General features: G+C 35.9%; 25 protein-coding genes and 2 tRNA genes. 9 read left to right on the top strand and 18 right to left on the bottom strand.

What is annotated here, in order from left to right; genetic code table 11:
• Positions 1-26 precede the first annotated feature (26 nt).
• A complete protein-coding gene (gene bcp, locus AC52CF_RS21550) occupies positions 27-473 on the top strand; it encodes a thioredoxin-dependent thiol peroxidase (RefSeq protein ID WP_214587738.1) in 447 nt (148 codons plus the stop codon).
• A gap of 225 nt (positions 474-698) precedes the next feature.
• The gene (locus AC52CF_RS21545; protein WP_496517329.1) at positions 699-1661 is read left to right on the top strand and encodes an IS256 family transposase, variant Zn-binding type; all 963 of its coding nucleotides are present in this window, start codon (positions 699-701) and stop codon (positions 1659-1661) included.
• A 206-nt stretch (positions 1662-1867) separates the two neighbouring features.
• On the opposite strand, the gene AC52CF_RS21540 is transcribed toward AC52CF_RS21545, so the two are convergent.
• The 5 genes from AC52CF_RS21540 to AC52CF_RS21520 are packed head-to-tail and all read right to left on the bottom strand — an operon-like array spanning position 1868 to position 6099.
• Entirely contained in the window at positions 1868-2413 is a 546-nt protein-coding gene (locus AC52CF_RS21540; protein ID WP_496517669.1) for a GNAT family N-acetyltransferase, read from the bottom strand.
• Positions 2370-3047, bottom strand: a complete 678-nt coding sequence (locus AC52CF_RS21535; RefSeq protein ID WP_496517668.1) for a hypothetical protein — start codon at positions 3045-3047, stop codon at positions 2370-2372. Before AC52CF_RS21535 ends, AC52CF_RS21540 begins: the two co-directional genes overlap by 44 nt.
• Positions 3048-3078: 31 nt before the next feature.
• The gene (locus tag AC52CF_RS21530; RefSeq protein WP_496517667.1) at positions 3079-4164 is read right to left on the bottom strand and encodes a mannose-1-phosphate guanylyltransferase; all 1086 of its coding nucleotides are present in this window, start codon (positions 4162-4164) and stop codon (positions 3079-3081) included.
• Between the two features lie 2 nt (positions 4165-4166).
• Entirely contained in the window at positions 4167-4757 is a 591-nt protein-coding gene (locus AC52CF_RS21525; protein WP_214587741.1) for a SprT-like domain-containing protein, read from the bottom strand.
• A 1-nt stretch (position 4758) separates the two neighbouring features.
• Positions 4759-6099: a TolC family protein gene (locus AC52CF_RS21520; RefSeq protein WP_375182195.1), complete on the bottom strand. Its 1341-nt coding sequence runs from the start codon at positions 6097-6099 to the stop codon at positions 4759-4761.
• A 92-nt stretch (positions 6100-6191) separates the two neighbouring features.
• On the opposite strand from AC52CF_RS21520, the gene AC52CF_RS21515 reads away from it, so the two are divergent.
• From AC52CF_RS21515 to AC52CF_RS21505, 3 genes are all read left to right on the top strand, one after another.
• A complete protein-coding gene (locus AC52CF_RS21515) occupies positions 6192-7436 on the top strand; it encodes a bifunctional folylpolyglutamate synthase/dihydrofolate synthase (RefSeq protein ID WP_375191202.1) in 1245 nt (414 codons plus the stop codon).
• A 44-nt stretch (positions 7437-7480) separates the two neighbouring features.
• Positions 7481-7555: transfer RNA gene (locus AC52CF_RS21510), tRNA-Val, on the top strand.
• Between the two features lie 33 nt (positions 7556-7588).
• Positions 7589-7663: transfer RNA gene (locus tag AC52CF_RS21505), tRNA-Val, on the top strand.
• A 95-nt stretch (positions 7664-7758) separates the two neighbouring features.
• Here the strand turns inward: AC52CF_RS21505 and AC52CF_RS21500 are convergent.
• The 4 genes from AC52CF_RS21500 to AC52CF_RS21485 form a co-directional block, all read right to left on the bottom strand.
• A complete protein-coding gene (locus AC52CF_RS21500) occupies positions 7759-8727 on the bottom strand; it encodes a glycosyltransferase family 9 protein (RefSeq protein WP_250902067.1) in 969 nt (322 codons plus the stop codon).
• 3 nt (positions 8728-8730) lie between these two features.
• Positions 8731-9150 (bottom strand): SufE family protein, encoded by a 420-nt coding sequence (locus AC52CF_RS21495; protein WP_087706747.1) that lies wholly within the window; start codon positions 9148-9150, stop codon positions 8731-8733.
• A gap of 272 nt (positions 9151-9422) precedes the next feature.
• Positions 9423-10517, bottom strand: a complete 1095-nt coding sequence (locus AC52CF_RS21490; protein WP_214587757.1) for a glycosyltransferase — start codon at positions 10515-10517, stop codon at positions 9423-9425.
• Positions 10517-10741, bottom strand: a complete 225-nt coding sequence (locus AC52CF_RS21485; protein WP_235132165.1) for a uroporphyrinogen decarboxylase — start codon at positions 10739-10741, stop codon at positions 10517-10519. Before AC52CF_RS21485 ends, AC52CF_RS21490 begins: the two co-directional genes overlap by 1 nt.
• Before the next feature lie 152 nt (positions 10742-10893).
• Here AC52CF_RS21485 and AC52CF_RS21480 point away from each other — a divergent pair, with 152 nt between their 5' ends.
• Complete coding sequence (locus tag AC52CF_RS21480) at positions 10894-13431, top strand: ATP-dependent Clp protease ATP-binding subunit (protein ID WP_214587758.1); 2538 nt, start codon at positions 10894-10896, stop codon at positions 13429-13431.
• A gap of 128 nt (positions 13432-13559) precedes the next feature.
• Positions 13560-14510, top strand: coding sequence for a Gfo/Idh/MocA family protein (locus AC52CF_RS21475; protein ID WP_496517666.1), 951 nt, complete (start codon positions 13560-13562; stop codon positions 14508-14510).
• Here AC52CF_RS21475 and AC52CF_RS21470 read toward each other — a convergent pair.
• Positions 14507-15034 (bottom strand): hypothetical protein, encoded by a 528-nt coding sequence (locus tag AC52CF_RS21470; protein ID WP_496517665.1) that lies wholly within the window; start codon positions 15032-15034, stop codon positions 14507-14509. The two genes, AC52CF_RS21475 and AC52CF_RS21470, sit on opposite strands and share 4 nt — an antisense overlap.
• Before the next feature lie 117 nt (positions 15035-15151).
• Here AC52CF_RS21470 and mnmA point away from each other — a divergent pair, with 117 nt between their 5' ends.
• Complete coding sequence (gene mnmA / locus AC52CF_RS21465) at positions 15152-16339, top strand: tRNA 2-thiouridine(34) synthase MnmA (RefSeq protein WP_496517664.1); 1188 nt, start codon at positions 15152-15154, stop codon at positions 16337-16339.
• Positions 16340-16411: 72 nt separating this feature from the next.
• On the opposite strand, the gene AC52CF_RS21460 is transcribed toward mnmA, so the two are convergent.
• The gene (locus AC52CF_RS21460; RefSeq protein WP_496518225.1) at positions 16412-17395 is read right to left on the bottom strand and encodes a glycine-rich domain-containing protein; all 984 of its coding nucleotides are present in this window, start codon (positions 17393-17395) and stop codon (positions 16412-16414) included.
• A gap of 256 nt (positions 17396-17651) precedes the next feature.
• Between AC52CF_RS21460 and AC52CF_RS21455 the strand changes: the two genes are divergently transcribed.
• Positions 17652-18548, top strand: coding sequence for a hypothetical protein (locus AC52CF_RS21455; RefSeq protein WP_496517663.1), 897 nt, complete (start codon positions 17652-17654; stop codon positions 18546-18548).
• Positions 18549-18603: 55 nt separating this feature from the next.
• Here the strand turns inward: AC52CF_RS21455 and AC52CF_RS21450 are convergent, their stop codons facing one another.
• The 7 genes from AC52CF_RS21450 to AC52CF_RS21420 all read right to left on the bottom strand — a co-directional run bounded on the left by AC52CF_RS21450 (position 18604) and on the right by AC52CF_RS21420 (position 23526).
• Complete coding sequence (locus AC52CF_RS21450; protein WP_496517662.1) at positions 18604-19347, bottom strand: LytR/AlgR family response regulator transcription factor; 744 nt, start codon at positions 19345-19347, stop codon at positions 18604-18606.
• A gap of 57 nt (positions 19348-19404) precedes the next feature.
• Positions 19405-19680: a 2TM domain-containing protein gene (locus AC52CF_RS21445; protein ID WP_235132173.1), complete on the bottom strand. Its 276-nt coding sequence runs from the start codon at positions 19678-19680 to the stop codon at positions 19405-19407.
• A gap of 35 nt (positions 19681-19715) precedes the next feature.
• Positions 19716-20009, bottom strand: coding sequence for a 2TM domain-containing protein (locus AC52CF_RS21440; protein WP_235132174.1), 294 nt, complete (start codon positions 20007-20009; stop codon positions 19716-19718).
• A 331-nt stretch (positions 20010-20340) separates the two neighbouring features.
• Positions 20341-20907 carry a methyltransferase family protein gene (locus tag AC52CF_RS21435; protein ID WP_496517661.1) on the bottom strand — a complete coding sequence of 189 codons (567 nt, stop codon included), beginning with the start codon at positions 20905-20907 and terminating at the stop codon, positions 20341-20343.
• Positions 20908-20937: 30 nt separating this feature from the next.
• A complete protein-coding gene (locus AC52CF_RS21430; RefSeq protein WP_290263862.1) occupies positions 20938-21246 on the bottom strand; it encodes a 2TM domain-containing protein in 309 nt (102 codons plus the stop codon).
• 5 nt (positions 21247-21251) lie between these two features.
• Positions 21252-22574: a 2TM domain-containing protein gene (locus AC52CF_RS21425; protein ID WP_496517660.1), complete on the bottom strand. Its 1323-nt coding sequence runs from the start codon at positions 22572-22574 to the stop codon at positions 21252-21254.
• Between the two features lie 301 nt (positions 22575-22875).
• The gene (locus tag AC52CF_RS21420; protein WP_496517659.1) at positions 22876-23526 is read right to left on the bottom strand and encodes a hypothetical protein; all 651 of its coding nucleotides are present in this window, start codon (positions 23524-23526) and stop codon (positions 22876-22878) included.
• Positions 23527-23537 lie beyond the last annotated feature (11 nt).

Below are 23537 nucleotides of genomic sequence, written 5' to 3'. Positions count from 1 at the left end.
TTAAATTTGAACAAAAATAAATCATTATGTTGAAAGTCGGAGATAAATTACCTCAATTTGAAGGAACAAATCAGGATGGTGAAACGGTACATTCTGAAAATCTGATCGGTAAAAAACTTGTTGTTTTTTTCTATCCGAAAGCAAACACGCCGGGATGTACTGCTGAAGCATGTAATTTGAGAGACAATTATTCTGAACTGAAGAAACAGGGATTTGAATTGTTGGGGGTAAGTGCAGATCCTGTAAAAAATCAGAAAAAATTCAGTGAGAAATTTGAATTTCCTTTTGATATCATTGCCGATGAAACGCGTGATATTATTGAAAAATTTGGGGTTTGGCAGCTGAAAAAATTCATGGGAAAAGAATTTATGGGAATTGTAAGAACCACTTTTGTTTTTGATGAAAACGGAATCTGTACAGAAGTTATCGATAAGGTAAAAACGAAAGATCACGCTGCACAGATTTTGAAATAGTTTTTAAATAATATCTTTAATTTAATCGCAAAAGGCTCAAAAGAATAAAAATCAGAGATCTTTAAAAACTGTTGAATCTTTTTTGTGGCTTTTGCGATTAAATTAAAGTAAAAACGGCATAATACTGAAAAATAGTTGGTAGAATCCTATCAAAACCTCATTGTTAGGCTGCTTGGAGGAAGTTTTATGAAACGTGTTTCATAAAACTTTTTCTTTGTCTGAAAAATGGCAAAAAAACGTTGTTGGTCTTGTTCAAGCCTGGAGGTAATTCGTTGGGGAAAACAAGGGGGAAAGCAAAGATTTAAATGTAAAAATTGCGGGATTTTATTTACTCAAAACAGAACGGAGCAGAGAATTAAAAATCGTTTTATCTGGTTCAAAAAATGGGTATTGGAAAGGCAGACCTACAAAACGCTTTGCAGAGACAGCGGTTATTCGAAAGATACTTTGCAGAAAACATTTTATACCATTTTAGAGCAGTCTCCTACCTTAAAGATCATCAAACGGGAAAAGGTGAATTTAAGAATGGATGCAACTTATTTTGCTCAGTTCTGTTTAATTGCTTATCAGGATGATTTTGATGGATATACACAGCTTATCCGTTTTACCGATGGAGAACATTATGAAGAAATCAGGGAAGATTTAAACAATCTTTTACGGCTGGGCGTAAAGCTGGAAAGCATTACTACAGATGGACATAAAAGCGTTTTGAAAGCCATAAATAAATCTGATGGAGACATCATTACTCAGAGATGTCTGGTTCATATTCAGAGAATGTGCCTGATCTGGCTCACAAAGTTTCCTAAACACATTGCCGGTCAGGAACTTCGAAAACACGTTTTATTATTACTGAAAATTAAAACACAAAACGATAAAATCTGGTGGAAAAATGAACTCAACGACTGGTATTTGAGACATCAGGATTATATTAATGAAAAAACAATTAATCTTGAAACCGAAAGATACTGGTATACCCACAAGCTTCTCAGACGATCGTATTTTACTATAAAACGGGCATTGCCCAATATGTTTCATTATCTGGAAAATCCCAATATTCCTAAAACAACCAATGGTATTGAGGGATATTTCAGCCATTTAAAAAATCATCTCGACCTGCACAGAGGTCTCACATTGAAAAACCGAATCAATTTCATCAAATGGTATATTTATTTTTCTAACGAAAAATAGAGTTTTTTTAGCCATAAGGTTCATCCGATAATAAACGAAAAGGTGAGGGAAACCTCACCTTAAAACTATCGTTTTGAACATTAATCCTATTGCTGAAAAGTTGATCTCCACCAGTGCTTTTGTCCTCTTCGGATTAACATCCATAATTTATTAAAATATATCCTGAATTTCACCAACTATTTTTCAGTACATTACCGTAAACTATCCTATTCTGTTTCGTAATACATTAATTCCTCCGGATCGTTGGGAATGGTGACGAATTTTTGGAATTTTAACCCCAGTTTTTCAATTAATTTCTGAGAAGAAAAGTTGTCTTTTGTGGTAATGGCAGAAATCTTTTTCAATCCGAAATCATCCATTCCGACAGATTTTATCTTTAAAGCCGCTTCATAAGCGTACCCTTTTCCTTCAAACTCATCTAAAAGCGAAAAGCCGATGTCTACAACATCCAATCCTTCCCTTTCGAAAATTCCAACCCCTCCGATTTTATGATTTTCCTCTTTGGTAAGCATTAAATAATTTCCATAGCCTAATCTTGCCATCTGAGGAAGAAAGCGGTTTCTGATATAATCTTCCGCATCGGAAATGGTTTTCAGATTACGATCCCCGATGAACTGAATGAATTTCGGACGGTTGTAAAGATCCAGAATAAATTCCGCATCTTCCAAAGCCATCGGACGAAGAATCAGACGTTCTGTTTCGTAAAAATTATTTCCGTTTGGTAGATCTTGTGGGTTTCTTTTTAGGCTCATCTTTGGGTTCTTCTTTTTTCTCGATCTTCAGCAATCTCGGGTTATTGGTGCATTTTTTATTATAAAGCTCAATGTACGAACCGTTATCTTTAGCCTCCGTAACCGCTCCTGTTGATTTACTGATGGTTAAAGTAAAGTGTTTTTTCTGATACGGACATTCTGTAGAAGTGAGTTTTCCTAAATTCAGATAATAATTGGATTTATCTTCGTAATAATTCGCCGCAATATCTCTGAATTCCTCATCAATAATATAACCATCTGTTGCTGCAGAAATGGCAGCATCCTGAATATCATCGGGTTTTCCCACAAAGTTTTTAAGCCCTTCGAGAGTGGTAACGTATTCTGTTTTTCCTCCCGAAACATAAACAATGTAGTAAAATTCATCCTCTTCTGCAATTCCTATATTAAATCCTGACGCTGGGGAAACGTAATCAATTAGCGCTCCGGACTGTTTAAGGATTTGATCTTTGCCATAACTTTTGTGAATCAAAAGCCAGGAAGTCGCTTTTACATTCGGAATGATGTTTTGTAAAATACTGGAAACGTTCGAAAAATGCTTCTTTTCCTGCGCGTAAGAAAATATTCCCAAAAACAAAAAACCGAATACCCAGAATTTTCTTATCAATTTTATCATAATTACAGAACGAGAAAAAAAAGGAATTATTTTACATGAATTTGTCCCCCTTCTTAAGATTTTTAAGGTCTAAAACATAATCTTTTATCAGCTGATCGTGATCTCTCGGACAGATTAAAAGAGCTTTATCGGTATCTACAATGATGTAATTTTCCAGTCCGTCGATAACCACTGCTTTATTGTTATTCTTCATACGGATTACATTTCCTTTCGCATTGTAGGTAAGAATCGGCAGTTTAGAGGTTACTGCATTCAGATTCTCGTCTTTATCTGCATTTTCATAAACGGAGGTCCATGTTCCCAGATCGCTCCAGCCTAAATCTGCCGGAATTACATAAACATTCTGTGCTTTTTCTAAAATTCCGTTATCAATGGATATTTTCTGGACTTTAGGATAAATCAGCTCAATACAGCTTTTTTCACTGTCTGCATTATATTCGCAAGCCATAAAATGCTGTGTCATTTCCGGAAGATACATTTCAAAAGCATGATGAATACTTTTTACGCTCCAGATAAAAATCCCTGCATTCCAAAGGAAATCGCCGCTTTCCAGAAAACTTTTGGCAATCTCAAGAATCGGTTTTTCCGTAAAGGTTTTTACTTTATAATAATCGGAATCGTGCTTATCAACAAACTGAATGTATCCATATCCCGTATCAGGTCTTGTAGGGGTAATTCCTAACGTAACGAGATATTCGTTTTTTGCAGCAATTTCAAAAGCCAGTTCTGCTTTTTTCAGAAAAGTTTCTTCTTTTAAAATTAAATGATCTGCAGGTAGCACAATCATGGTTGCCTCCGGATCTGCTTCTGCAATTTTATTCGCCATGTAAAGATTACACGGAGCCGTATTTTTGAGCAGAGGTTCACCCACAATATTTTCCTGCGGAATTTCCGGCAATTGCTGATGCGAAAGCTCTACATACTCTTTATTCGTTATAACAAATATATTTTCATTAGGAATAATTCTGCTGATCCTGTCATAGGTCTGCTGAATCATGGTGCGTCCCACTCCTAAAATATCCTGAAACTGTTTCGGAAATTTCTGCGTGCTCATAGGCCAGAATCTGCTTCCGATTCCACCTGCCATAATGACGCAATATCTGTTTGATTTTGACATTCTTATGTGTATTTTTCTACTCTCGCCAAAGGCTTGAAAGAATACTTTCTTCCTGTAGCCAAGTTCTTACAAAGATAGTTTTTTTTAATTAGACCTTCTAAAAGGTATTTTTCATTTCGGTAGATAAAGAAATCCCCTTTTTGAAGCGTTTCAATAAACACAAGCGTATCATCCTGTTTTTCAGCATGAAAATATTTTACCAGCTCCGGACTTGCCATGAAATTGGCTTTCGGAGATTTCGAAAATTTAACAATGACGGGTCTTAAATCTTCTTCATATACTTCAAGACTCTGCAAAAGCATCTGCCTGAACGTGTGTTTCCATTCGTTTCCGTGTGGAGAAATTCTTCTGCCATATTTTTCAAAAGCAATAAGATGCGCTAATTCATGGGTCAATACAAAAAAAAACAATTGTGGAACCAATGTGGAATTAATGGTAATCTCATGAGATTGATCCGGAAGTTTACGATAATCTCCCAGTTTGGAATTCCTGTTGCGTGTGACTTTTATATGAATATAATAGTCTGCAAACCATATCTTTAAATATTGAAGGGTATTTTGCGGTAAATATTTTTCTAATGACTGAATAGACATGTTACAAACTTAATGGAATTCCTGCATAGAAATTCAACAATTTAAGGCTGAAAACATAATTATATTTTGCCTGCGCTACGGAACCCTGTGCATTGGCGTAATTGTTTCTTGCAACATTCACGTCATAAATCGTGGATCTTCCCGCTGCATAACTTTTATCTGCAAATTCCAGCGCAAGTTTAGTACTTTTTTCAGCCTGAAGTGATGACAGATAGATTTCATAATTCGCGTCCACATCGAACTGTGCTTTCTGAACATTCTGTCTTACGGTCTGTTTCTGCTGTTCCAAAGTTACTTTAGCCAGACTTTCATTCAGTTTAGACTGTTCTACCTGAAGTTTTGTAATTCCTTTATTGAAGATCGGGATATTAACAGAAAGGGCTGCCTGCTGTCCGAAATTATCTTTATATTGAGAAAAGAATCCCTGCTCTTTCACATAGAAAAGAGCGGAACCTACATTATCTGTATTTAAAAGGTTATTGTAGAAAGATCCTATTCCTGCACTTGCCGTAACAGTTGGCCAAAAAGCGGTTTTAGAAACTTCTGTCTGCGCTTCTGCGGCTTTTATTCTGCTTTCTGCAGCTTTTACCTGTGGTTGCGTTTCGTAAGCTGTCGTTAAAACCTCATCTACTGATTTTAGCTGAGGAGCCAGTTGATCTGAAACATTTACATCTTCTACATCGAAATCTTTATATTCCTGAAGCTGTAAAAGCTGTGCTAAAGCAAATAAACTTCTTCCCACATTAATTTCGGCAGTTTTCAGGTTTTGTTTTTCTCTTGCCAGTCCAGCTTCTGCTTCCGCTAAAACCGTTTGTGCCGTTGTTCCGATCTCCGTGGTAATTTTTGATCTGTCGTATTGCTTCTGAGCGTTTTCAACAGCTGCCTGAGAAATCTTTACAATTTCTTTATTCAATAATGTTGTTAAATACTGCTGTGCAATCTGAAGAGAAATATCGTTTTTAATGGTTTCAATATCATATTGGCTGGCTTCAACATCAAATTCTGTTTTTCTGATGTTTTTTTCAAGTCTGCCGTTATTGTATACCAAAATATCTGCTCCCAGATTTGCACTGTTACTGAATCTGTCGTTTCTTAAACTTCCCGTACCAAAAGAAGTCTGCCCGAAACTCACCGTGTTCCCCACAGAACCGGAAACAGAAGGAAGATAATTCTTCTTTGCAATTTTCAGATTCAGATCCTGAGACTGTTTCGAATATTCATTTTGGATCACCTGAAGATTATGTTTGGTTGCATAATCCACACATTCTCTCAAAGACCATTTTTTCTGGGCATTTACAGCCAGACAAGATAATCCCAAAATAATAGTCAAAACCTTTTTCATACTCTATATATTTTTCCCTATTAGACGAAGTAAATATAAAAAAGTTACAGTTTTAATATTTCTTTTTAAAAAACTTTTGAGAATTTTGTATCATGACAAACGAACAGTATCAGGAAGCGGTAGAATGGCTTTTCGTTCAGGCTCCTAATTATCAGACAGACGGGCAGAAAGCTTACAAGCCGGGATTGGACAATATTATAAAACTTTGCGATTTTTTTGGAAATCCTCAGGAAAAAATAAAATGCATTCACATTGGCGGAACGAACGGCAAGGGTTCTTCCAGTAATATGCTTGCTTCTGTTCTGCAGCAATCGGGATATAAAATAGGTCTGTATAATTCTCCCCATCTCATTGATTTTACAGAGCGAATTAAAGTGAACGGAAAAAACTGCGACAAGGAATTTGTATTTAATTTCATCCGGAAACTGAAAAATCTTCCTGACAATATTCGTCCTTCCTTTTTCGAATTTACCACGATCATGGCTTTCGAATATTTTTATCAGCAAAATGTAGATTTTGCGATTATAGAAGTCGGTTTAGGAGGCAGACTGGATTCTACCAATATCATTAAGCCATTGGTTTCAGCCATTACAAATGTACAGCTGGATCATCAGAATATTTTAGGAGATACCATTGAAGAAATTGCAGGAGAAAAAGCAGGAATCGTAAAAGCGGGAGTTCCTGTTATTTCCGGAGATGAAAACGAAGCCGTAAAAAATATTATTAAAAATAAAGCTGATGAAGAAAATGCGACTTTTGTTGATGCTTCCCTGCTAAGAACAGGTTTAAAATCTGATTTAAAAGGAAATTATCAAGAGAAAAACATTAAGGTCGTTTTATGTTTAATTGATGAATTAAGAAAATTAAATTACACCATTTCCGATGAAAATATTGAAAAAGGACTTCTTCATGTTCACCAAAACACAGGATTTATCGGTCGATGGTTCCAGTTTTCAGAAAATCCATTGACGATTTGCGACACAGGACACAATCAGGCAGGTCTGGAATATGTTTTTTCACAATTAAATTCCATCGATAAGCGCAAACATATTATTTTAGGCTTCGTGAATGACAAAAAAATAGACGACGTCATGAAAATTTTACCTGACAATTCTCAGTTTTATTTTGCAAAACCAGCCATCCATCGCGGAAGACACCCTGAAGATTATGAAAATTTACTGGTTGATGCGAAAATTTTTTACAAAATTTTCGATTCTGTACAACAGGCGTATCTTTCTGCAAAAGAGGAATGTACAAATGAAGAAATGATTTTTATCGGCGGAAGCAATTTTGTAGTGGGAGAATTTTTAGAAAAAAATTTGGAGATTTCTAAATAAGTCGTATATTTGCACCACTCTAATCGAGGAAACAACGATAAAGAGGGTTCTTAGCTCAGTTGGTTCAGAGCATCTGGTTTACACCCAGAGGGTCGGGGGTTCGAATCCCTCAGGACCCACAGAAAAGGAAACGAAACCTTTCAAAAAAATTCGGGTTCTTAGCTCAGTTGGTTCAGAGCATCTGGTTTACACCCAGAGGGTCGGGGGTTCGAATCCCTCAGGACCCACAGAAATCTCTCTTTTTTAAGGGAGACTTTTTTGTTTTTATATCTTCTGTGTAAGACTGATTAAAAAAAGCCTCCACAGAATCGGAAGGCCCTATTTATAAAATCTTTTCCACTATTTTCTGCACATGTAACTCCTCAAGACAAGCCCAGTCTCCGCGATAGCATTCTTTATCCCCAAAAACAGAACAAGGTCTGCAGGTAAGGTCTTTCACCTGAACCACATCTTCTTCCCTTTGTCCGAAACCTAAAAAACCTGCAAAAGGATGAGTTTGTCCCCAAACGGAAACGCATCTTGTACCCATAAGACTAGCGAGGTGCATGTTTGCAGAATCCATGGAAACCATCAATTCTAACTGAGAAATTTTATGCAATTCCTCTTCAAGGCTCAACTTTCCGGCTAAACTGAAGGTATTCGGGATTTCTCTCTCCCACTGCTCCAGCGTTTCGGTTTCAGATTTTCCTCCTCCGAAAAAATATACTGTCTGTTTTTGTGCTAAAATTTTAGCCAACTCAAAAGATTTTTCAAGCGGAAGCATTTTTCCGCGATGCTGAGCAAAGGGCGCAAATCCAATTCCAGATTTTTCAATAGAGATAGGTCTCAATTTATGAGAAAGTTCAACTTTAAAGCCCATTTCCCGAAAAACATCCGCATAACGTTCTACGGTTTTCTTAAGCTGAACTTTATTTAAATTCCATACATTCGTAAGGTCTTCTTTTTCTTCTTTGCCTTTATTGATTTTGAATACTTTAAGTCCTTTTCTTCTGTAAATTTTATCCAGAATCTTCGTGCGGATTACATCATGGAGATTAGCAATAAGATCCGGATGAAACTCTTTAATCAATTCATTGGCAAGACGTCTCAATCCGAATATTCCTTTATAGTCATCAAGATTCACTCCTTTGAATATAACATTCGGAATATCAGCAAATAAAGCTTCAAAATTCTTTCGGGAAACCATTACAATTTCCACATCCGGATTTTGCTCTAAAAACTCACGGAAGACGGGAGCTGTCATCGCAACATCTCCAAAAGCAGAAAAACGGTATGCTAAAATTCGTGTCACAGATTAAGACTTCAGCTGATATGCGACTGCGTAAAATTTAATCTGCTTCGTCATAGCCATTAAACCATTGGCTCTGGAAGGAGAAAGAAACTCCTGCAAGCCAATTTCAGAAATAAACTCAAAATCAGAATCCAGAATTTCCTGTGTAGAATGACCGCTGTAAATGCTTACCAGAAGCGAAACAATACCTTTCGGCAAAATCCCGTCCGAATCTGCCTCAAAAAACAGCTTTCCATCCTTAAATTCGGCATCAATCCAGACTTTACTCTGACAGCCCTTGATCAGATTTTCTTCTGTTTTCTTGTCATCAGAAAGACCTTTCAGCTCTTTTCCAAGATCGATAATATATTCGTATTTCTGCTCCCAGTCTTCAAGAAAAGCAAATTCGTCGATGATTTCCTGCTGTTTTTCTTTAATAGTCATTGTAAACCGATTTCTTTCTGCAAAGATAGCCAAATTTAAAATATGCTTCATTTATTTGGAGCTCTTCCCGCTTTCTGCTGTATCTTTTTTGTCCGTTCTTTTCCCATGCAAAAAAGGATGTCGCGGCAATCGGGGCTAAAATTAAAGTCATCAATATCAAATATTTGACATAGCTAAATTTGTCTTTCTGAAAAAACATAAATAATATGAATAAACCGTCTCAAAAGAATCAAGCTTAGATCCTTGTAGGATGACAAACTTAGTAGAGTTATCTAAAGAGAAGCTTTTTCAAAAAGCTGTAAGATTTTGGTTTCCTCGTTTTCCCAACAAAATACCTTTGCCGCTTTTTCAAGCTCAGTTTTATAGTTTAGGCGTCCCCTTTCAAGAACTTTATTCAAAGCCGCAGCTATTTTCTCCGGATCATGATCTGTAACAACTTCACCTATATCAAACTGCTTTTTTATACGAAGCATTTCAGGGAAATTGATCATCACCAACGGTACTCTGGATTGTATATAATCGCAGACTTTATTGGGAAGAGAATAGTAATAACTCACCCCATTATTTTCTTCCAGACTGAATCCTGTATCTGCTGTTTTTGTTACTTCTCTAAGATTTTCCGGCTTTAGCTTTCCAAGAAACACAACTTTATCCTGAAGCTTTTCCTTTATGACAAGATTTTCATACTCCTTTTTTTTAGGACCATCTCCGGCAATTTTGAGAACAGCATTCTCAATAGAATGCATAGCAACGATTACCTTATCAATTCCGCGGGATTGGTTAACCGCTCCCTGATAAAGAATTATTTTAGGATTATTTTCCGGAATTTCGGGAGTAGAAATAATTTCTCTTGGAATATTTCTTACAACAACAGGATTTACTTTATATTTTTCCTTAAACCATTCGGCATAGCTTTCACTCTCTGTCATCATGAATTTAATTTTGGGCACAATGCTTTTTTCCAATACCCTCCAAACCTTTTGTGAAAGCTTATTCTGTATTGCAGGCATTTCCGTAAAAATTTCATGACTATCAAAAACCAAAGGAATATTTAATTTTTTTGAAATAAGATAATTTGGCAGAAGCGCATCTATATCATTGGCATGAAGAATTGTATTTTTGTCAGCTTTTTTCTTTAATTCCTTATAAAGCTTCCAGTTAAACTCAAAATATGCCGTTTTTAAAGTCTTAGATTTTATTTTTATTCTTTCAAACGGATACGGGCGCTCCATTTTTTCGTTTCCTCCCCAGTCATTCCCTATAAGTTCTATATTATACCCGCTGTCGAAAAGGGTTTTGCATACTTTCTCTATTCTCTGATCCGTATAAAGATTGCTGAATGCCGAGGTTATTATTTTCTTCTTCATTAATTTTTCTTACCAAATATTAGATAATACATCTGAATAAAACAGATAAGTCCATTCGGAATAATTACCGGCCAGAGCATCCCGCTAAATATTCCGTAAATGACAAAACATATACAGCCGAACATATTTACGAGCCTGATTTTTCTTACATCTTTCAAGATGAAACTCAATACAATAAAAACAGATGCAGAATATCCTATATAGCTAGCAAAATCAGAATTCATGAATAAAAATTTCGGGAGGACAAACTTAATCATTTTCAATAAGATAATAAAATTTTTTCTGCCATAAAGTCATTTATTGCTTTTTGGTAAAATATTTGTAATTTAGATAATGAATAAATGGCAATGTTGCTTTTATTCTAATGAGATATATTATGGATTATAAGTTTTCACAAGGTTTGAGCCAGGTGTTCAAACAAAGCAAGAGCGAAGCGAAAAGGCTCAAGAGTGAATTTCTTAATACAGAACATCTACTTTTAGGTATTATAAAAACAGAAAACTCTGCAAAAGAAATCCTTCAAAACCTTAATGCGGATCTTACACAAATCAGAAGAAAAATTGAAACTTTAAATACAGCAAGTCTTAATCCTATTTCTGAGGAGGTTACCAATATTTCTTTCACGAAAATGGCAGATCATGCCATTAAACGTGCTGAGCTTGAATGCAGACAATACAAAAGCAATGAAATTAATACCGTTCATCTGCTTTTAGGCATTCTTTATAAATATGAGGACCCTACTTCTACAATATTAGGAGCTTATGATATTGATTACGAAGGAGTTTCAAAAGAATATCAGACTATGTTAAAAAATTCCGGACAGGCACCACAGATGAGTGCTTACGACGACGATGACGAAAGAGAGGACTTTGAGCAGATGAGAAAGCCTACAGGAAACTTAGGTTCTGCAAAAAGCAAAACGCCTACTTTGGATAACTTCGGCAGAGATTTAACTTCTCTGGCGAGAGACGGAAAGCTGGATCCTGTTATCGGTCGTGAAAAAGAAATTGAGAGAGTTTCTCAGATTCTTTCAAGAAGAAAGAAAAATAATCCTTTACTGATCGGTGAACCGGGAGTTGGAAAATCTGCCATCGCGGAAGGTCTGGCTTTAAGAATTCAGCAGAAAAAAGTTTCCAGAGTTCTGTACGGAAAACGCGTGATCACTTTAGACCTTGCAAGTTTAGTTGCGGGAACAAAATACCGTGGTCAGTTTGAAGAGAGAATGAAGGCAATCATGACGGAGCTGGAGAAAAACAGAGATGTTATCTTATTCATTGATGAGCTTCACACCATTGTAGGTGCAGGTAGTTCAACAGGAAGCTTAGATGCTTCCAATATGTTCAAACCGGCTTTGGCGAGAGGTGAAATTCAGTGCATCGGAGCGACAACGCTTGATGAATACCGTCAGTATATTGAAAAAGATGGCGCATTAGAAAGAAGATTTCAGAAAGTAATGGTGGAACCTACTTCTATTGATGAAACCGTTCAGATTTTAAACCAGATCAAAGATAAATACGAAGAGCATCATAATGTAATTTATACACCTGAAGCAATTGCTGCGTGTGTAAATCTTACATCAAGATATATCACAGACCGTTTCCTACCGGACAAAGCGATTGATGCGATGGACGAAGCTGGATCTCGAGTGTATATTAAAAACATGAAAGTTCCTACAGAAATTATAGATTTTGAAAAGAAAATCGAAGAAATTAAGGAATTAAAACAAAAAGCAGTAAAAGCGCAGGATTATCTGGAAGCAAGAAAACTGAAAGACGAAGAAGAAAGGCTTCAGATGGAACTGAATTCTGCTCAGGATAAATGGGACAAAGATGTAAAAGAGAAAAAAGAAACCGTAACAGAAGAGAATGTAGCAGAAGTGGTTTCTATGATGAGCGGTGTTCCTGTAACGAAAGTTGGTAAAAACGAGCTTGATAAACTTGCCGGAATGGATGGAAACCTGAACGGAAAAGTTATTGGTCAGGAAGACGCGGTGAAAAAGGTTGTGAAAGCAATTCAAAGAAACAGAGCCGGTCTTAAAGATCCAAACCGTCCAATCGGAACCTTTATCTTCTTAGGAACAACCGGAGTTGGTAAAACCGAGTTGGCTAAAGTAATGGCAAGAGAACTCTTCGAATCTGATGAATCTTTAATCAGAATCGATATGAGTGAATACATGGAGAAATTTGCCGTTTCAAGATTGGTGGGTGCGCCTCCGGGATACGTAGGATATGAGGAAGGCGGACAGTTAACCGAAGCGGTAAGAAGAAAACCTTATGCTGTAGTTCTTTTGGATGAGATTGAAAAAGCGCATCCGGATGTATTCAATATCCTGTTGCAGATCTTAGATGAAGGACACGTAACCGACAGTTTAGGAAGAAAGATCGATTTCAGAAATACGATCATTATTCTCACTTCCAATATTGGAACCAGAGATCTTAAAGATTTCGGTGATGGAGTCGGATTTGGAACTTCTGCGAAAAAATCAACAACGGATTCCAGAGCAAGAAGTACAATTGAAAATGCACTTAAAAAAGCGTTCTCGCCTGAATTCCTGAACAGAATTGATGATATCGTGATCTTTAATTCTCTTGAAAAAGAAGATATCAAGAAAATCATTGATCTTGAACTAAACAAATTGTATTCAAGATTAGAAAAATTAGGATATAAAGTAGAATTGACTGAAGAAGCAAAAGACTTTATTTCTGAAAAAGGATGGGATAAAGATTTTGGAGCAAGACCATTAAAACGTGCGATCCAGAAATATATTGAAGATTTATTGGCAGAAATGCTGGTAAACAAACAATTGACAGAAGGAGAAACGGTAGTTCTTGATCTGAATGAAGCAAAAGATGGTTTGGCAGGAAAAAGCTCTAAGCCAAAAAAATCTGCCGCAGAAAAGTCTTCTCAATCGTAAGCAAATAATTTAATCATAATAAAAAAGCATCGGGAAAGTTCCTGATGCTTTTTTTTAATTTATTTAAACATACTCTTAGCATTTGTAAATCTTAAGTTTTTACTATTTTTACAACTCAATTGAAGAATATGAATATTTCTATATTAGGAACAGGATTTATGGGAAAAAAGCATAAGGCGGTTCTTGAGCAGATTCCCAACATCCAGATTAATGCAGAAATAGATTCGCATGCAGAATCTCACTCCAAAACACACTTTCATTCTCTGGAGCATTTTCTGGAAGAAAAATTACATACAGATCTGGTTGTAGTGGCGACACCAAACCATCTGCATTTTCAGCATGCAAAAACATTATTAGAAAACGGATATAACGTACTTATTGAAAAGCCGTTTGTTTTTAATATGGATAAGGCATCCGCTCTTCGAGAAGCTGCACATCAAAATAACAGCCATGTTTTTCTGGTGATGCAGAACAGATTTTCACCCGTAACTTTATTCCTAAGCGAAATTGTAGAGTCTAAAAAGCTAGGAAAGATATATAATATTCAGCTTAACGCTTTTTGGAACAGAGGTGAGCAATATTACATTAAAGATTCATGGAAGGGAAAAAAAAACATGGACGGCGGCATCTTATATACTCAATTTTCGCACCTTCTGGATCTTTTGTGTTATGCTTTTAAAGACGATTTCACTGTTCTTTTCAAAGATTTAACCTCTTTTAGAAACTTTAATATCTCAGAAATTGAAGATACTGCCCTGCTTGTTCTTCAGGGTAAAACAGGAACAAAAGTTTCCGTCAATTTCACCACTTCTGTTTTTGAAAAAAATCAGGAGACTTCGCTCAATATTATCGCAGAAAAAGGCACTCTTAAAATATCAGGGCAATATTTCAATGAAATTACTTTCCAGCATATTGCAGATTGTCCGGATAAATTTGAGATTCCATCTACTTCCAATGAAGAAAACCTTAAAGAAATGTATCTGGAGATCTTCAAATCTTTGCGAGGAGAAAAAAACAATGCTATTCTACTGAAAGACGGTCTAGGTCTGGTTGATCTTCTGGAAAAAATTTATTCCTAAAGTCCCACCACAAATCCGATATTCGGAACCAAACCACTGGAGAAAATACTCGAATTTTCTTTCCATAAAACATTATACATCAAACCTAACTGTAGATAAGAATTATTCCCGATTCTCTGCATATAACCTCCTCCAAGATAAAGGGCATCTTCATCCGCATTGGCTTTAAAATCATAGAACTTATCTTTATAATTGATAAAATAATGCTGATAATTGGCACTTACAAAAAAGGTTCTTGCGATATAATAATTCAGAAAAGGACCTACTCCGAACATCGTAGAACTGTAAGCAATTGATTTCTGCCACGAAATACTTCCCAATACTCCGCCTTCAAGATCGTCAGTAAGTCGGTAACCCACTCTTGGAGCCGCTGAAAGAGTAAAGTAATTGTTGCTTCCGAAACCAAATCCGATTCCGCCTCCGAAAGTCCAGCGATTGTTGCTTTCAGGAGAAGCATTTACAGCAACCTGAGAAAAAAATAACCCTGAACATGAAACACATAAAGAAATAATCAGTTTTTTCATATTTAAATTGTTTTTATCGATGTCTAAAATTATCACTTTTTTACGAATCTTTTTAATTGTATTTTTGCAGCGTCAAACTAAGAACTCCCGTTAAGAGTTTCGTAAAATTGAAATAACATGAAAGTAGTTGTAGGATTATCCGGAGGTGTGGATTCCAGTGTTACAGCATATCTGCTGCAACAGCAAGGTCATGAAGTCGTGGCTTTGTTTATGAGAAACTGGAACGATGCTTCGGTAACGCTGGAAGATGAATGTCCGTGGATCGAGGACAGCAATGATGCTTTAATGGTGGCTCAAAAACTTGGAATTCCGTTTCAGGTGATCGATATGAGCGATCTGTACAAGGAAAGAATCGTAGATTATATGTTCGACGAATATCAGAAAGGAAGAACCCCGAATCCTGATGTTCTGTGCAACAGAGAAGTGAAATTCGATGTTTTTATGAAAACGGCAATGTCTCTGGGCGCAGATAAAGTCGCAACCGGACATTACGCAAGAGTAGATTCAACGATCGATGAAAACGGACAGGAAATTTTCCATTTACTTGCCGGAAAAGATAACAATAAAGACCAGTCCTACTTCTTATGTCAGCTAAGTCAGGATCAGCTTTCTAAAGCATTATTTCCGATTGGGGAACTTACAAAACCTCAGGTTAGGGAAATTGCCAAAGAAATCGGCTTGGTAACGGCAGACAAAAAAGATTCTCAGGGATTGTGTTTTATCGGAAAAGTAAGTTTACCGCAATTCTTACAGCAGCAATTGGTTCCGAAAGAAGGTGAAATCGTGGAAATTTTCAAAGATTCTCCCCTCTTTGCTGAAGAAATACCTGAATTTTCGTCAAAACAGGAAGAATTGGAATACCTCAGCCGAAAAATCAATTACAAAAAGACAGACGGTAAAGTCATAGGAAAACATCAGGGAGCTCAGTTTTTCACAATCGGACAAAGCAAAGGGTTAGGAATCGGCGGACACAAAGAAAGCTGTTTTATCATTTCCAGAGACATGGAAAACAATATTCTTTTCGTGGGAGAAGGACACCAGTTTCCGGGACTGCTAAAAAAAGCCTTAAAAATTGACAATTCTGAACTGCACTGGGTTCGTGAAGATCTAAGACTGAAAAACGGAGAATCGATGGAAGTAATGGCAAGATTCAGATACAGACAGCCATTGCAGAAAGCAACTTTATATCAGTTTGAAGAAGCATTCTATGTGGAATTCGAAGAACCGCAGTCTGCCATTGCAGAAGGGCAGTTTGCATCGTGGTACATCGGCGAAGAGCTGATCGGAAGCGGAGTTATTTCCTAAAATAAATCTTATCTAAATAATAATCCCGAAGCATTTTTGTTTCGGGTTTTTTGTTTGAAAAAACATCAATTTCTATTTCATTTTATGGTTTAGATAAAACAAATTAACGAACACAGATACAATAATTTCCAATATTAAAATCATCATTAAATAACCTATCGGTTTTCCTAAGAAAATTCCTTTAACTAATTTTACGACTCCCAATAAAAATATAGAAATCAGGAAGTAAAAAGTTGTTCTCGAAATGGTTTCTTCAAAAAATTTCAGCGCAAAAACAGAGGCATAAAATCCAAGGACGAGAATGAAATAGAATTTGAGAAAATAGTGTCCTTTCAAAGAAATCGGATCTAAAGTATGGTTGATTGCAATAAGCCAGATCAGACTTATAAGCACCGGAACTATATGGATAAGGATTTTTTTCATGTATTTTGTATTTTGGTTAATCTCCTCCACCTCCGCAGCCACCGCATCCGCTGCCACAACTGCTTCCGCAGGAACTGCCGCAACCGGAACCTCCGTCACCGTGAGAACTGTCGCTTCCGCAGGTGTAAAAAAATCCTCCGTCGCTTCCGTTATCTTTATTGTCTTTATTCGACCCGTTACTTTTGCTGAATGCTTTATAATCACCACAATAATGATAAAGAAGAAAATTAAGCTCAAGAAGATATTAAAACCATCACTGCTTTTTTCCGTACAGGAATAAATTACAAAAGCACTGCTTAAAAGAAGAAAAATTTTAACAAAAGGCAATATTTTTCTCTTTTTTGAAGGAATTTGAACCGGATTCCAGATGTCTTTCGGTGGTTCCTGCTCAAATATTTTCTCATAATTTTCTAAGGTTTCCGTGAACCAGCTTTTGTGTTTTTCATTTTCGCTTTCTCCTCCTTTTGAAGGTTGGTGATGCAGTTTCTGCTGCAAAATTTCCGGACAGAATTCTTCCCAATAGTTTTGCGTGTAAATGAGATGCATATGCCATACTTTGTCTATAATTTCGCTTGGCGAAGCACCATTTGGAAGTTTACAGCAGAGGTAGACGAATTTTTTGTATTCATCAATTGCTTTTCGGGTAAATATTTCTGTTCAGTTTTCTTCTTTTGCCAGTTTCTTTGAGAAAGGAAAATCGGAAGCAGATTCATCCAATGAGAATTCCTGAAGCCTGTTCCAGAGAGGATCATTTTGTAATACGATTTTTGTTTCCATTGTTTTAACTTTTAATTTCTACTCAAATATCGTTGTATGTTGAGATATAAAAGTCTTGCAATAGTCTCATTTGGTTTTAAAATTATCTTATATTAGTCTTATAAATTGAAAGATGAAAAAAGAAGATCTATTACACATAGAAAAACTGATGAATTTTCTGGCGTTGCATTTCCTTAAGAAACATCATTGGGAAGATGTCTCCAAAACCGAATGGTCTTACATCGTTGCAGAACTTAATGATCTGATTATCCAGGAAAATTCAGAGAACAACAGTAAAAAAAGCCCGGATCTTTTAGGTTCAAATTACCTTTATGAACATTTGATTATCAATAAATTAAAGAAATATTACCAGAATGAAAATGCAGTATTAAGTAAGCCTAATCTTGCTAAATTAAGCACAATCGTAAAAGTTTTGGGATATTCCAGTTATATCGATTTTATCAATTCCAATACAGAATCATTCAATTTTAATGATCTGAGGATTGATATGAATAATGTAAAGCCAAACACCGCATTGCTGGACCGTCTTGTCGGCTGTTGGTATTCCTACAACAGAAATCTTCCGGAAAATCCTTTACAGGCAAAAGAAGACCGAATCTGGCGATCTGCAACGGAAATCTACAAATCTGAAACTTCCGGAGAATATTTCGTCGAAAGAAGCGGCGGCGACCGTCATAAATATTTTGGAAAAATAACAGCCTATTCCGATTATGTCTTTATCATCATGAACAGCAATACGTTCATCCGCCAGCGTCATTTTATTTCAAGAATAAAAGATATCAAGGAAAAGCTGAAAAATCCAGAGTATAAGCTCCATGAGTTGCATTTTATAAGTACGTGTATCAGTTTTAATCAGGAACCGATTGCTCTTTTCGAAATTTTCCAAAAAGCAGACCGCAAAACTTTTATTTCAGACTCCATCAGTTTCCCGATCGACAGCGATGAGATCCCGAAATCGATTATCAAACAGCTTGAAGATACAGAGTCTAACCGTATCGATTACAGGTAGTTGATTTTGGTTGATAGATTTGGGTTTTGGGTTTAAAGTTTATTGTTTTGAGTTCTTAACTTACCAACCAGTCTTTAAAATCTTTTACGCGGTCGCGGCTTACGGTAATTTCTTCCTGTGGCTGAAATTCAAGTTCAACTTTGTAATTGGGTGAAGTGTGGATGTTTTTAATAAAATCTGAACTAATAATAAACTGCCGATTTACACGGAAAAATTTCTTTTCATCCAGCACTTCTTCCAGTTCGTCCAGTGTGAAATCCGAAGGATATGTTCTTTCCTGAGTCTGCAAGTAAACAATTTTATTTTCGCTGAAAAAGCAGCTTACTTCATGTGTCTGTACAATTTTTAGATTATAGCCTATCTTCACCAGAATTCTGGAAAGCGTACTTTTCTCTTTTTTAATTAATTCTTTAATTTCCTGTGAACTGACGGAATTATCCGAAGGAATAAATGATTTGAATTTCTCAATTGCTCCGGCAAGATCTTCATCTAAAATCGGCTTCAGAAGATAATCAATGCTGTTCAGTTTGAATGCTTTCAGAGTGTACTGATCAAAAGCTGTCGTGTAAATGATAAATCCCTTTGTCGGAACTTTTTCAAAAATATCGAAAGACAGACCGTCTCCCAGAACAATATCTGAAAAGATGAGCTGCGGATGTTCATTTTCCGAAAACCACTGTACTCCTTCTTCTACCGATTCTATTTTCGCAACGATCTCTATTTCAGGAAATTCGTTAAGCATTCTTTCCAGTTTCCTTGAAGCGGGTTTTTCATCTTCGATAATAACAGTCTTGATCATTGAGTTCCTGTTTTAGTTTTATAATTTCGAAATAAAAGTAATCAAAAATTGCCAATATTAAAACTTCAGCGGTTCTTTTGATTTTTTCATTTCTTTTTCCATCACTTCTCTTTCCCATTCAGAATCCAGAAGGAATAGTTTTACGGCTTTTACGGTTAAAATAATTCCCCAGATGGTAAGAATGATTGATCCGTCCCATAATGAAAAATTAAATATTCCTTTTTCTAAAATGTCGTCTCCGAAAATAATTACTGCTACGATCCCAAACCATAAAAGGCTTTTGTAGAATTTTTTAAGATCGTTTACTCTTTCCTGTGCCTGATTGTAGTTCATGATAATCTATTTTTAAAGTTAAAATTGAATGCTGATTATAAAGATTTCGTATTTTTTCTTTCTTCGTCCATCAGTTGTTTGATCTTTCTTTCTTCCCAGTCTCTTCCGATTCCGAAAGTACTTGCTGCGTGCGCCGCAAGACCTAATCCCCATCCTAACATCGGCCAGAAGAACCAAAGATATTGCGGTGATGTTAAAATATTCAGTACGGCTAAAAATGAAATCACAAGACAATACGAAGTAAGATTTCCGTAAAACCCTTTCAGTTCTTTTACTCTTCTTGATGCTTTTTCGTACGCTAATTCTTCTTTGTTGGTGTAAGTTTCCATATTTTTTATTTTTAAAGATTAATTGTTTGTTTTTGTTGAGACAAATGTAGGACAGAAAACAGCCTCAAATCAATTTTAACTGACCGAACCGTAGATTATGCATCCTGAATTGTAAAAATCCCGACTCAACGGAGAATCGGGATTTTTTGATTTTATGTTTTTAGTTGTTTGGCTAGGAAAACTGCGAAAGTATGATTCGCTTTTAAATGAAATTTGTAATCAATTTCTATATCAAATGATTATTAAACTGAATAGATCTCTCCTTCATCGAAATGACAGTGCGAGGATTTTTAATGCTGATTTGTTGATTAAAAATAAGTGAATTAGTTATTTAATAAACAAAAGGAATCAGCTTTTTGGTTTTTCTGCGGTAATCCAGATATTCTTCTCCGAACTGTTCGATTAAAGCCTTTTCTTCGACATTCATTCTGTAGCTGAATGCAATGAACGGAATTAAAAAAGCCAGAGCCAAAGAAAGCCAGTTATTCAGATACAGTCCCAAACCCAATGAAGTGAGTAACGAAAATGCATAAGACGGATGTCTTAAATATCTGTAAAATCCTTTTTTTTTGATTGTATGATCTTGTTTAATTGTAACATCCACCGTAAAATATTTTCCCAGAGAACGAATGATAATGAATCTTAAAATAATTCCGATCCAAATGAAAACAGCTCCCAAGTAATAAATCCAGACCTCATCAGAAATGGGAAATCTTGTAACATAAGAAACCGCAACGGCACTTATGATTGAAAGCGGAATGGCAATCCATAATAAGTTTAAAGTCGATTTATCTTTTTTATTATTTTTTTCGCCGGATTTCAGGATATTCTTGTAGAGAAATTCGCTTAAAAACCAAGCTACCATAGAAATAGCGAAGAGAATCTGTAAAGTTTTCATATCAAAAGGTGTTTGGAAGTGATGAACAATTTATCTGCCGTTTTTTTCCTTTTCCATCAGTTCTTTAATTTTTCTCTCTTCCCAGTTGTTACCCAGCATAAATCCCGGTACAAAAGTTCTCAGCGCCGAAATGGCAACTCCGATGCCCCAGAAAAAAGGAAGTGCGAAAAATTTCAATTGAAAAATTGATTCGTTGGGTTTTAATTCTGTGTAATTCAGATATAAAATGAAAATATTAACGGCAATGTAAATGAAAACGGAGAAGTAAAATCTTTTGATTCTTTTTACCTGTCTTTCGGCTTCTTTGTATCTGAAATCGTCTTTGCTTATATTTTCCATGATGCTTATTTAAATGTTCTGTTTTGTTTTTCTAAAATTTCCCTGATCTTTCTTTCTTCCCAGCCTCTTCCAATGGCAAAAACGCTCATTCCGTGTGCTGCAAGTCCGATTCCCCAACCTAACATCGGCCAGTAAAACCACAGACGATCCGGACTGGTGATGAGATTTAAAATGATTAAAAAAGGAATGATGATGCAGTAAGAGATAAGGTTCCCATAGAAGCTTTTTATTTCTTTTACCCGTTTGTGCGCGCGTTCGTAAGATTCATTTTTGGTTTCGCTTATTTCGCTTACAACATCCGGCTTAGAAGAAAGTACCGGAAGTTTTACTTTAAAATAATCTTCAGACTTTTCTATGAATACATTTTTCTTCGTGAGTAAAGAATAGCGCTGTACAATATTGGCAAGACCGATCCCTGAACTTTCCTTGATCTGCTCTCTTACCTGTAAATTATTTTCAATACACAAGGTATCATTTTCGGAGAATATTTTAATGATGAGAGGTTTCGAAGAAGTGGCAAAATTATGCTTGATGCAGTTCTCCAGAAGCAGCTGTAAAGAAAGCGGAACAACAAATCTTTTGTAATCTTCTTTTTTAACTTCGAAAACAAAATCTACGCTGTCCTCAAATCGTGTTTTCAGCAATTCGCAATAGGTTTTGGCAAATTCCAACTCATCTTCCACCGTTACAAGTTCTTTGTCTTTCTGTTCTAAAACATATCTGTAAATCTTTGACATTGAGGCAGTAAACTTCTGCGCCTGTTTTGGATTTTCATCGATTAACGAGCTTAAAACATTCAGAGAATTGAATAAAAAATGTGGATCTAACTGGTTTTTAAGGCTTTCAAACTGGGCATTGGCAGATTTGGCAATTAACTTCTGCTCGACAACTTCTTTTTTGGATGTTTTTCTAAGTTCTTCCACAAAACCTTTTGCATGAAGAAAAGCTGAAATGAGCAGGGCAATATTAATCGTAAACCAGTTGGAAACATTGTATTTGCCGGAAAAGAACTCTTCTGTAGTTGTTGCCTTCTGGATCACCACAAAATTCATATAATTGCAGAAATACACCAAAACCGTATTGGCAATAAGAATAGAGACTATGCTTATAATCGCTCTCGTTCTTGTGGTTTCGGACCATGGAAATTTCCTGTTGAGAAAATCGTTGATGATGCCGTTTCCAATTCCCAGAACGAATGAGTACATTGTGGATACCAAAAGGGTAATGGCAAAATTTTCCAGTGTTTTTTCGTCATTAAAAACGAAAAAGAAAAAAAATGTTGTTGCCAGCGATATCCAGAGTAAAATAATAATGCTTTTGTATTTCATTGTGAGCTTTCTTGGTTCAAAATTAGGCTTTAATTAAAGTATTAAAAATTATTTTTAGCCGAACCGTTATTTTTTGTGACTGAAGGGCAGAAAAAAACCTTCCGCGAAGAAGGTTTATTAAATTTTAAGAAACAAAAGACAATGTTAAAATGAATTCCTACAATAATTAAAGCGTTAAAGAATAAAAATCAAAGATTTTTAAAAACTGTTGTGTTCTTTAATTCTTGGGTTTACTAACTTTTAAAATGCTTCAAAATCTTTTGTGGTTTTGTGATTAAATAGTTTAAACAGACTCTTTACATTATTTCGCAGCTCCGTTTATAAAATATTCGGCTTCTGCTTTTCCCCAGTTCGGAGCGATTTTAGATTTTGGACTGTATGTCGTAAATTTTGCTAAAGCATCTTTAAACTGTTCCATCCCTTTTGTTTTGCTTCCGCCAAACTGTTCCGGAGTGAAGTAAGTATCTTCGGCTTTTATTAAAGCAATTCTAGGGTTTCCGGGATCCAGACTTTCTGCTTTTCTCAATTCTTCCATGGCTTTCATTCCGTCTGTCATGTATCTTTCCGTAGGATTTTCCATCATTTTAAGAGAATACGACATTTTTCTCAACAGGTGAATTTCTGCATTGTCTTTTCCGGCAATACTTTCTGCCTGATCAAGATATTTTTCTGCAATATTTGCCTGTGCAGAAAGCTCAGACATTTTACCGTCTCTCATGAGTATTCTTCCTTTCTGGATGTACGCAAATGCAGCGTAATAAGCAGGAAGCCACTCTTTGGTTTCTTTTTTTCCGATTCTGTCGAAGTCATTCGCCAAAGTCTGGAATTCGTCAAGAGATTTACAGTTTTCAATTTTGGCAATTTTATCAGACATTACTTTTTCATAATCTGTCTGAGCAAAAGCGGTTAAACTGATCAGACTTAAAGCAAAGGTTAACAGGTATTTTTTCATGTTTTCTAATT

The sequence above is a fragment of the Chryseobacterium sp. 2P genome (assembly GCF_059579425.1).
The sequence above is the reverse complement of the archived record's forward strand: the minus strand, read 5'-3'. Positions and strand labels throughout refer to the sequence as shown.

Coding starts and splice junctions, on each gene's coding strand:
- bcp (WP_214587738.1), top strand. CDS start 27: ATGTTGAAAGTCGGAGATAAATTACCTCAATTTGAAGGAACAAATCAG.
- AC52CF_RS21545 (WP_496517329.1), top strand. CDS start 699: ATGGCAAAAAAACGTTGTTGGTCTTGTTCAAGCCTGGAGGTAATTCGT.
- AC52CF_RS21540 (WP_496517669.1), bottom strand. CDS start 2,413: ATGAGCCTAAAAAGAAACCCACAAGATCTACCAAACGGAAATAATTTT.
- AC52CF_RS21535 (WP_496517668.1), bottom strand. CDS start 3,047: ATGATAAAATTGATAAGAAAATTCTGGGTATTCGGTTTTTTGTTTTTG.
- AC52CF_RS21530 (WP_496517667.1), bottom strand. CDS start 4,164: ATGTCAAAATCAAACAGATATTGCGTCATTATGGCAGGTGGAATCGGA.
- AC52CF_RS21525 (WP_214587741.1), bottom strand. CDS start 4,757: ATGTCTATTCAGTCATTAGAAAAATATTTACCGCAAAATACCCTTCAA.
- AC52CF_RS21520 (WP_375182195.1), bottom strand. CDS start 6,099: ATGAAAAAGGTTTTGACTATTATTTTGGGATTATCTTGTCTGGCTGTA.
- AC52CF_RS21515 (WP_375191202.1), top strand. CDS start 6,192: ATGACAAACGAACAGTATCAGGAAGCGGTAGAATGGCTTTTCGTTCAG.
- AC52CF_RS21495 (WP_087706747.1), bottom strand. CDS start 9,150: ATGACTATTAAAGAAAAACAGCAGGAAATCATCGACGAATTTGCTTTT.
- AC52CF_RS21490 (WP_214587757.1), bottom strand. CDS start 10,517: ATGAAGAAGAAAATAATAACCTCGGCATTCAGCAATCTTTATACGGAT.
- AC52CF_RS21485 (WP_235132165.1), bottom strand. CDS start 10,741: ATGAATTCTGATTTTGCTAGCTATATAGGATATTCTGCATCTGTTTTT.
- AC52CF_RS21480 (WP_214587758.1), top strand. CDS start 10,894: ATGGATTATAAGTTTTCACAAGGTTTGAGCCAGGTGTTCAAACAAAGC.
- AC52CF_RS21475 (WP_496517666.1), top strand. CDS start 13,560: ATGAATATTTCTATATTAGGAACAGGATTTATGGGAAAAAAGCATAAG.
- AC52CF_RS21470 (WP_496517665.1), bottom strand. CDS start 15,034: ATGAAAAAACTGATTATTTCTTTATGTGTTTCATGTTCAGGGTTATTT.
- mnmA (WP_496517664.1), top strand. CDS start 15,152: ATGAAAGTAGTTGTAGGATTATCCGGAGGTGTGGATTCCAGTGTTACA.
- AC52CF_RS21455 (WP_496517663.1), top strand. CDS start 17,652: ATGAAAAAAGAAGATCTATTACACATAGAAAAACTGATGAATTTTCTG.
- AC52CF_RS21450 (WP_496517662.1), bottom strand. CDS start 19,347: ATGATCAAGACTGTTATTATCGAAGATGAAAAACCCGCTTCAAGGAAA.
- AC52CF_RS21445 (WP_235132173.1), bottom strand. CDS start 19,680: ATGAACTACAATCAGGCACAGGAAAGAGTAAACGATCTTAAAAAATTC.
- AC52CF_RS21440 (WP_235132174.1), bottom strand. CDS start 20,009: ATGGAAACTTACACCAACAAAGAAGAATTAGCGTACGAAAAAGCATCA.
- AC52CF_RS21435 (WP_496517661.1), bottom strand. CDS start 20,907: ATGAAAACTTTACAGATTCTCTTCGCTATTTCTATGGTAGCTTGGTTT.
- AC52CF_RS21430 (WP_290263862.1), bottom strand. CDS start 21,246: ATGGAAAATATAAGCAAAGACGATTTCAGATACAAAGAAGCCGAAAGA.
- AC52CF_RS21425 (WP_496517660.1), bottom strand. CDS start 22,574: ATGAAATACAAAAGCATTATTATTTTACTCTGGATATCGCTGGCAACA.
- AC52CF_RS21420 (WP_496517659.1), bottom strand. CDS start 23,526: ATGAAAAAATACCTGTTAACCTTTGCTTTAAGTCTGATCAGTTTAACC.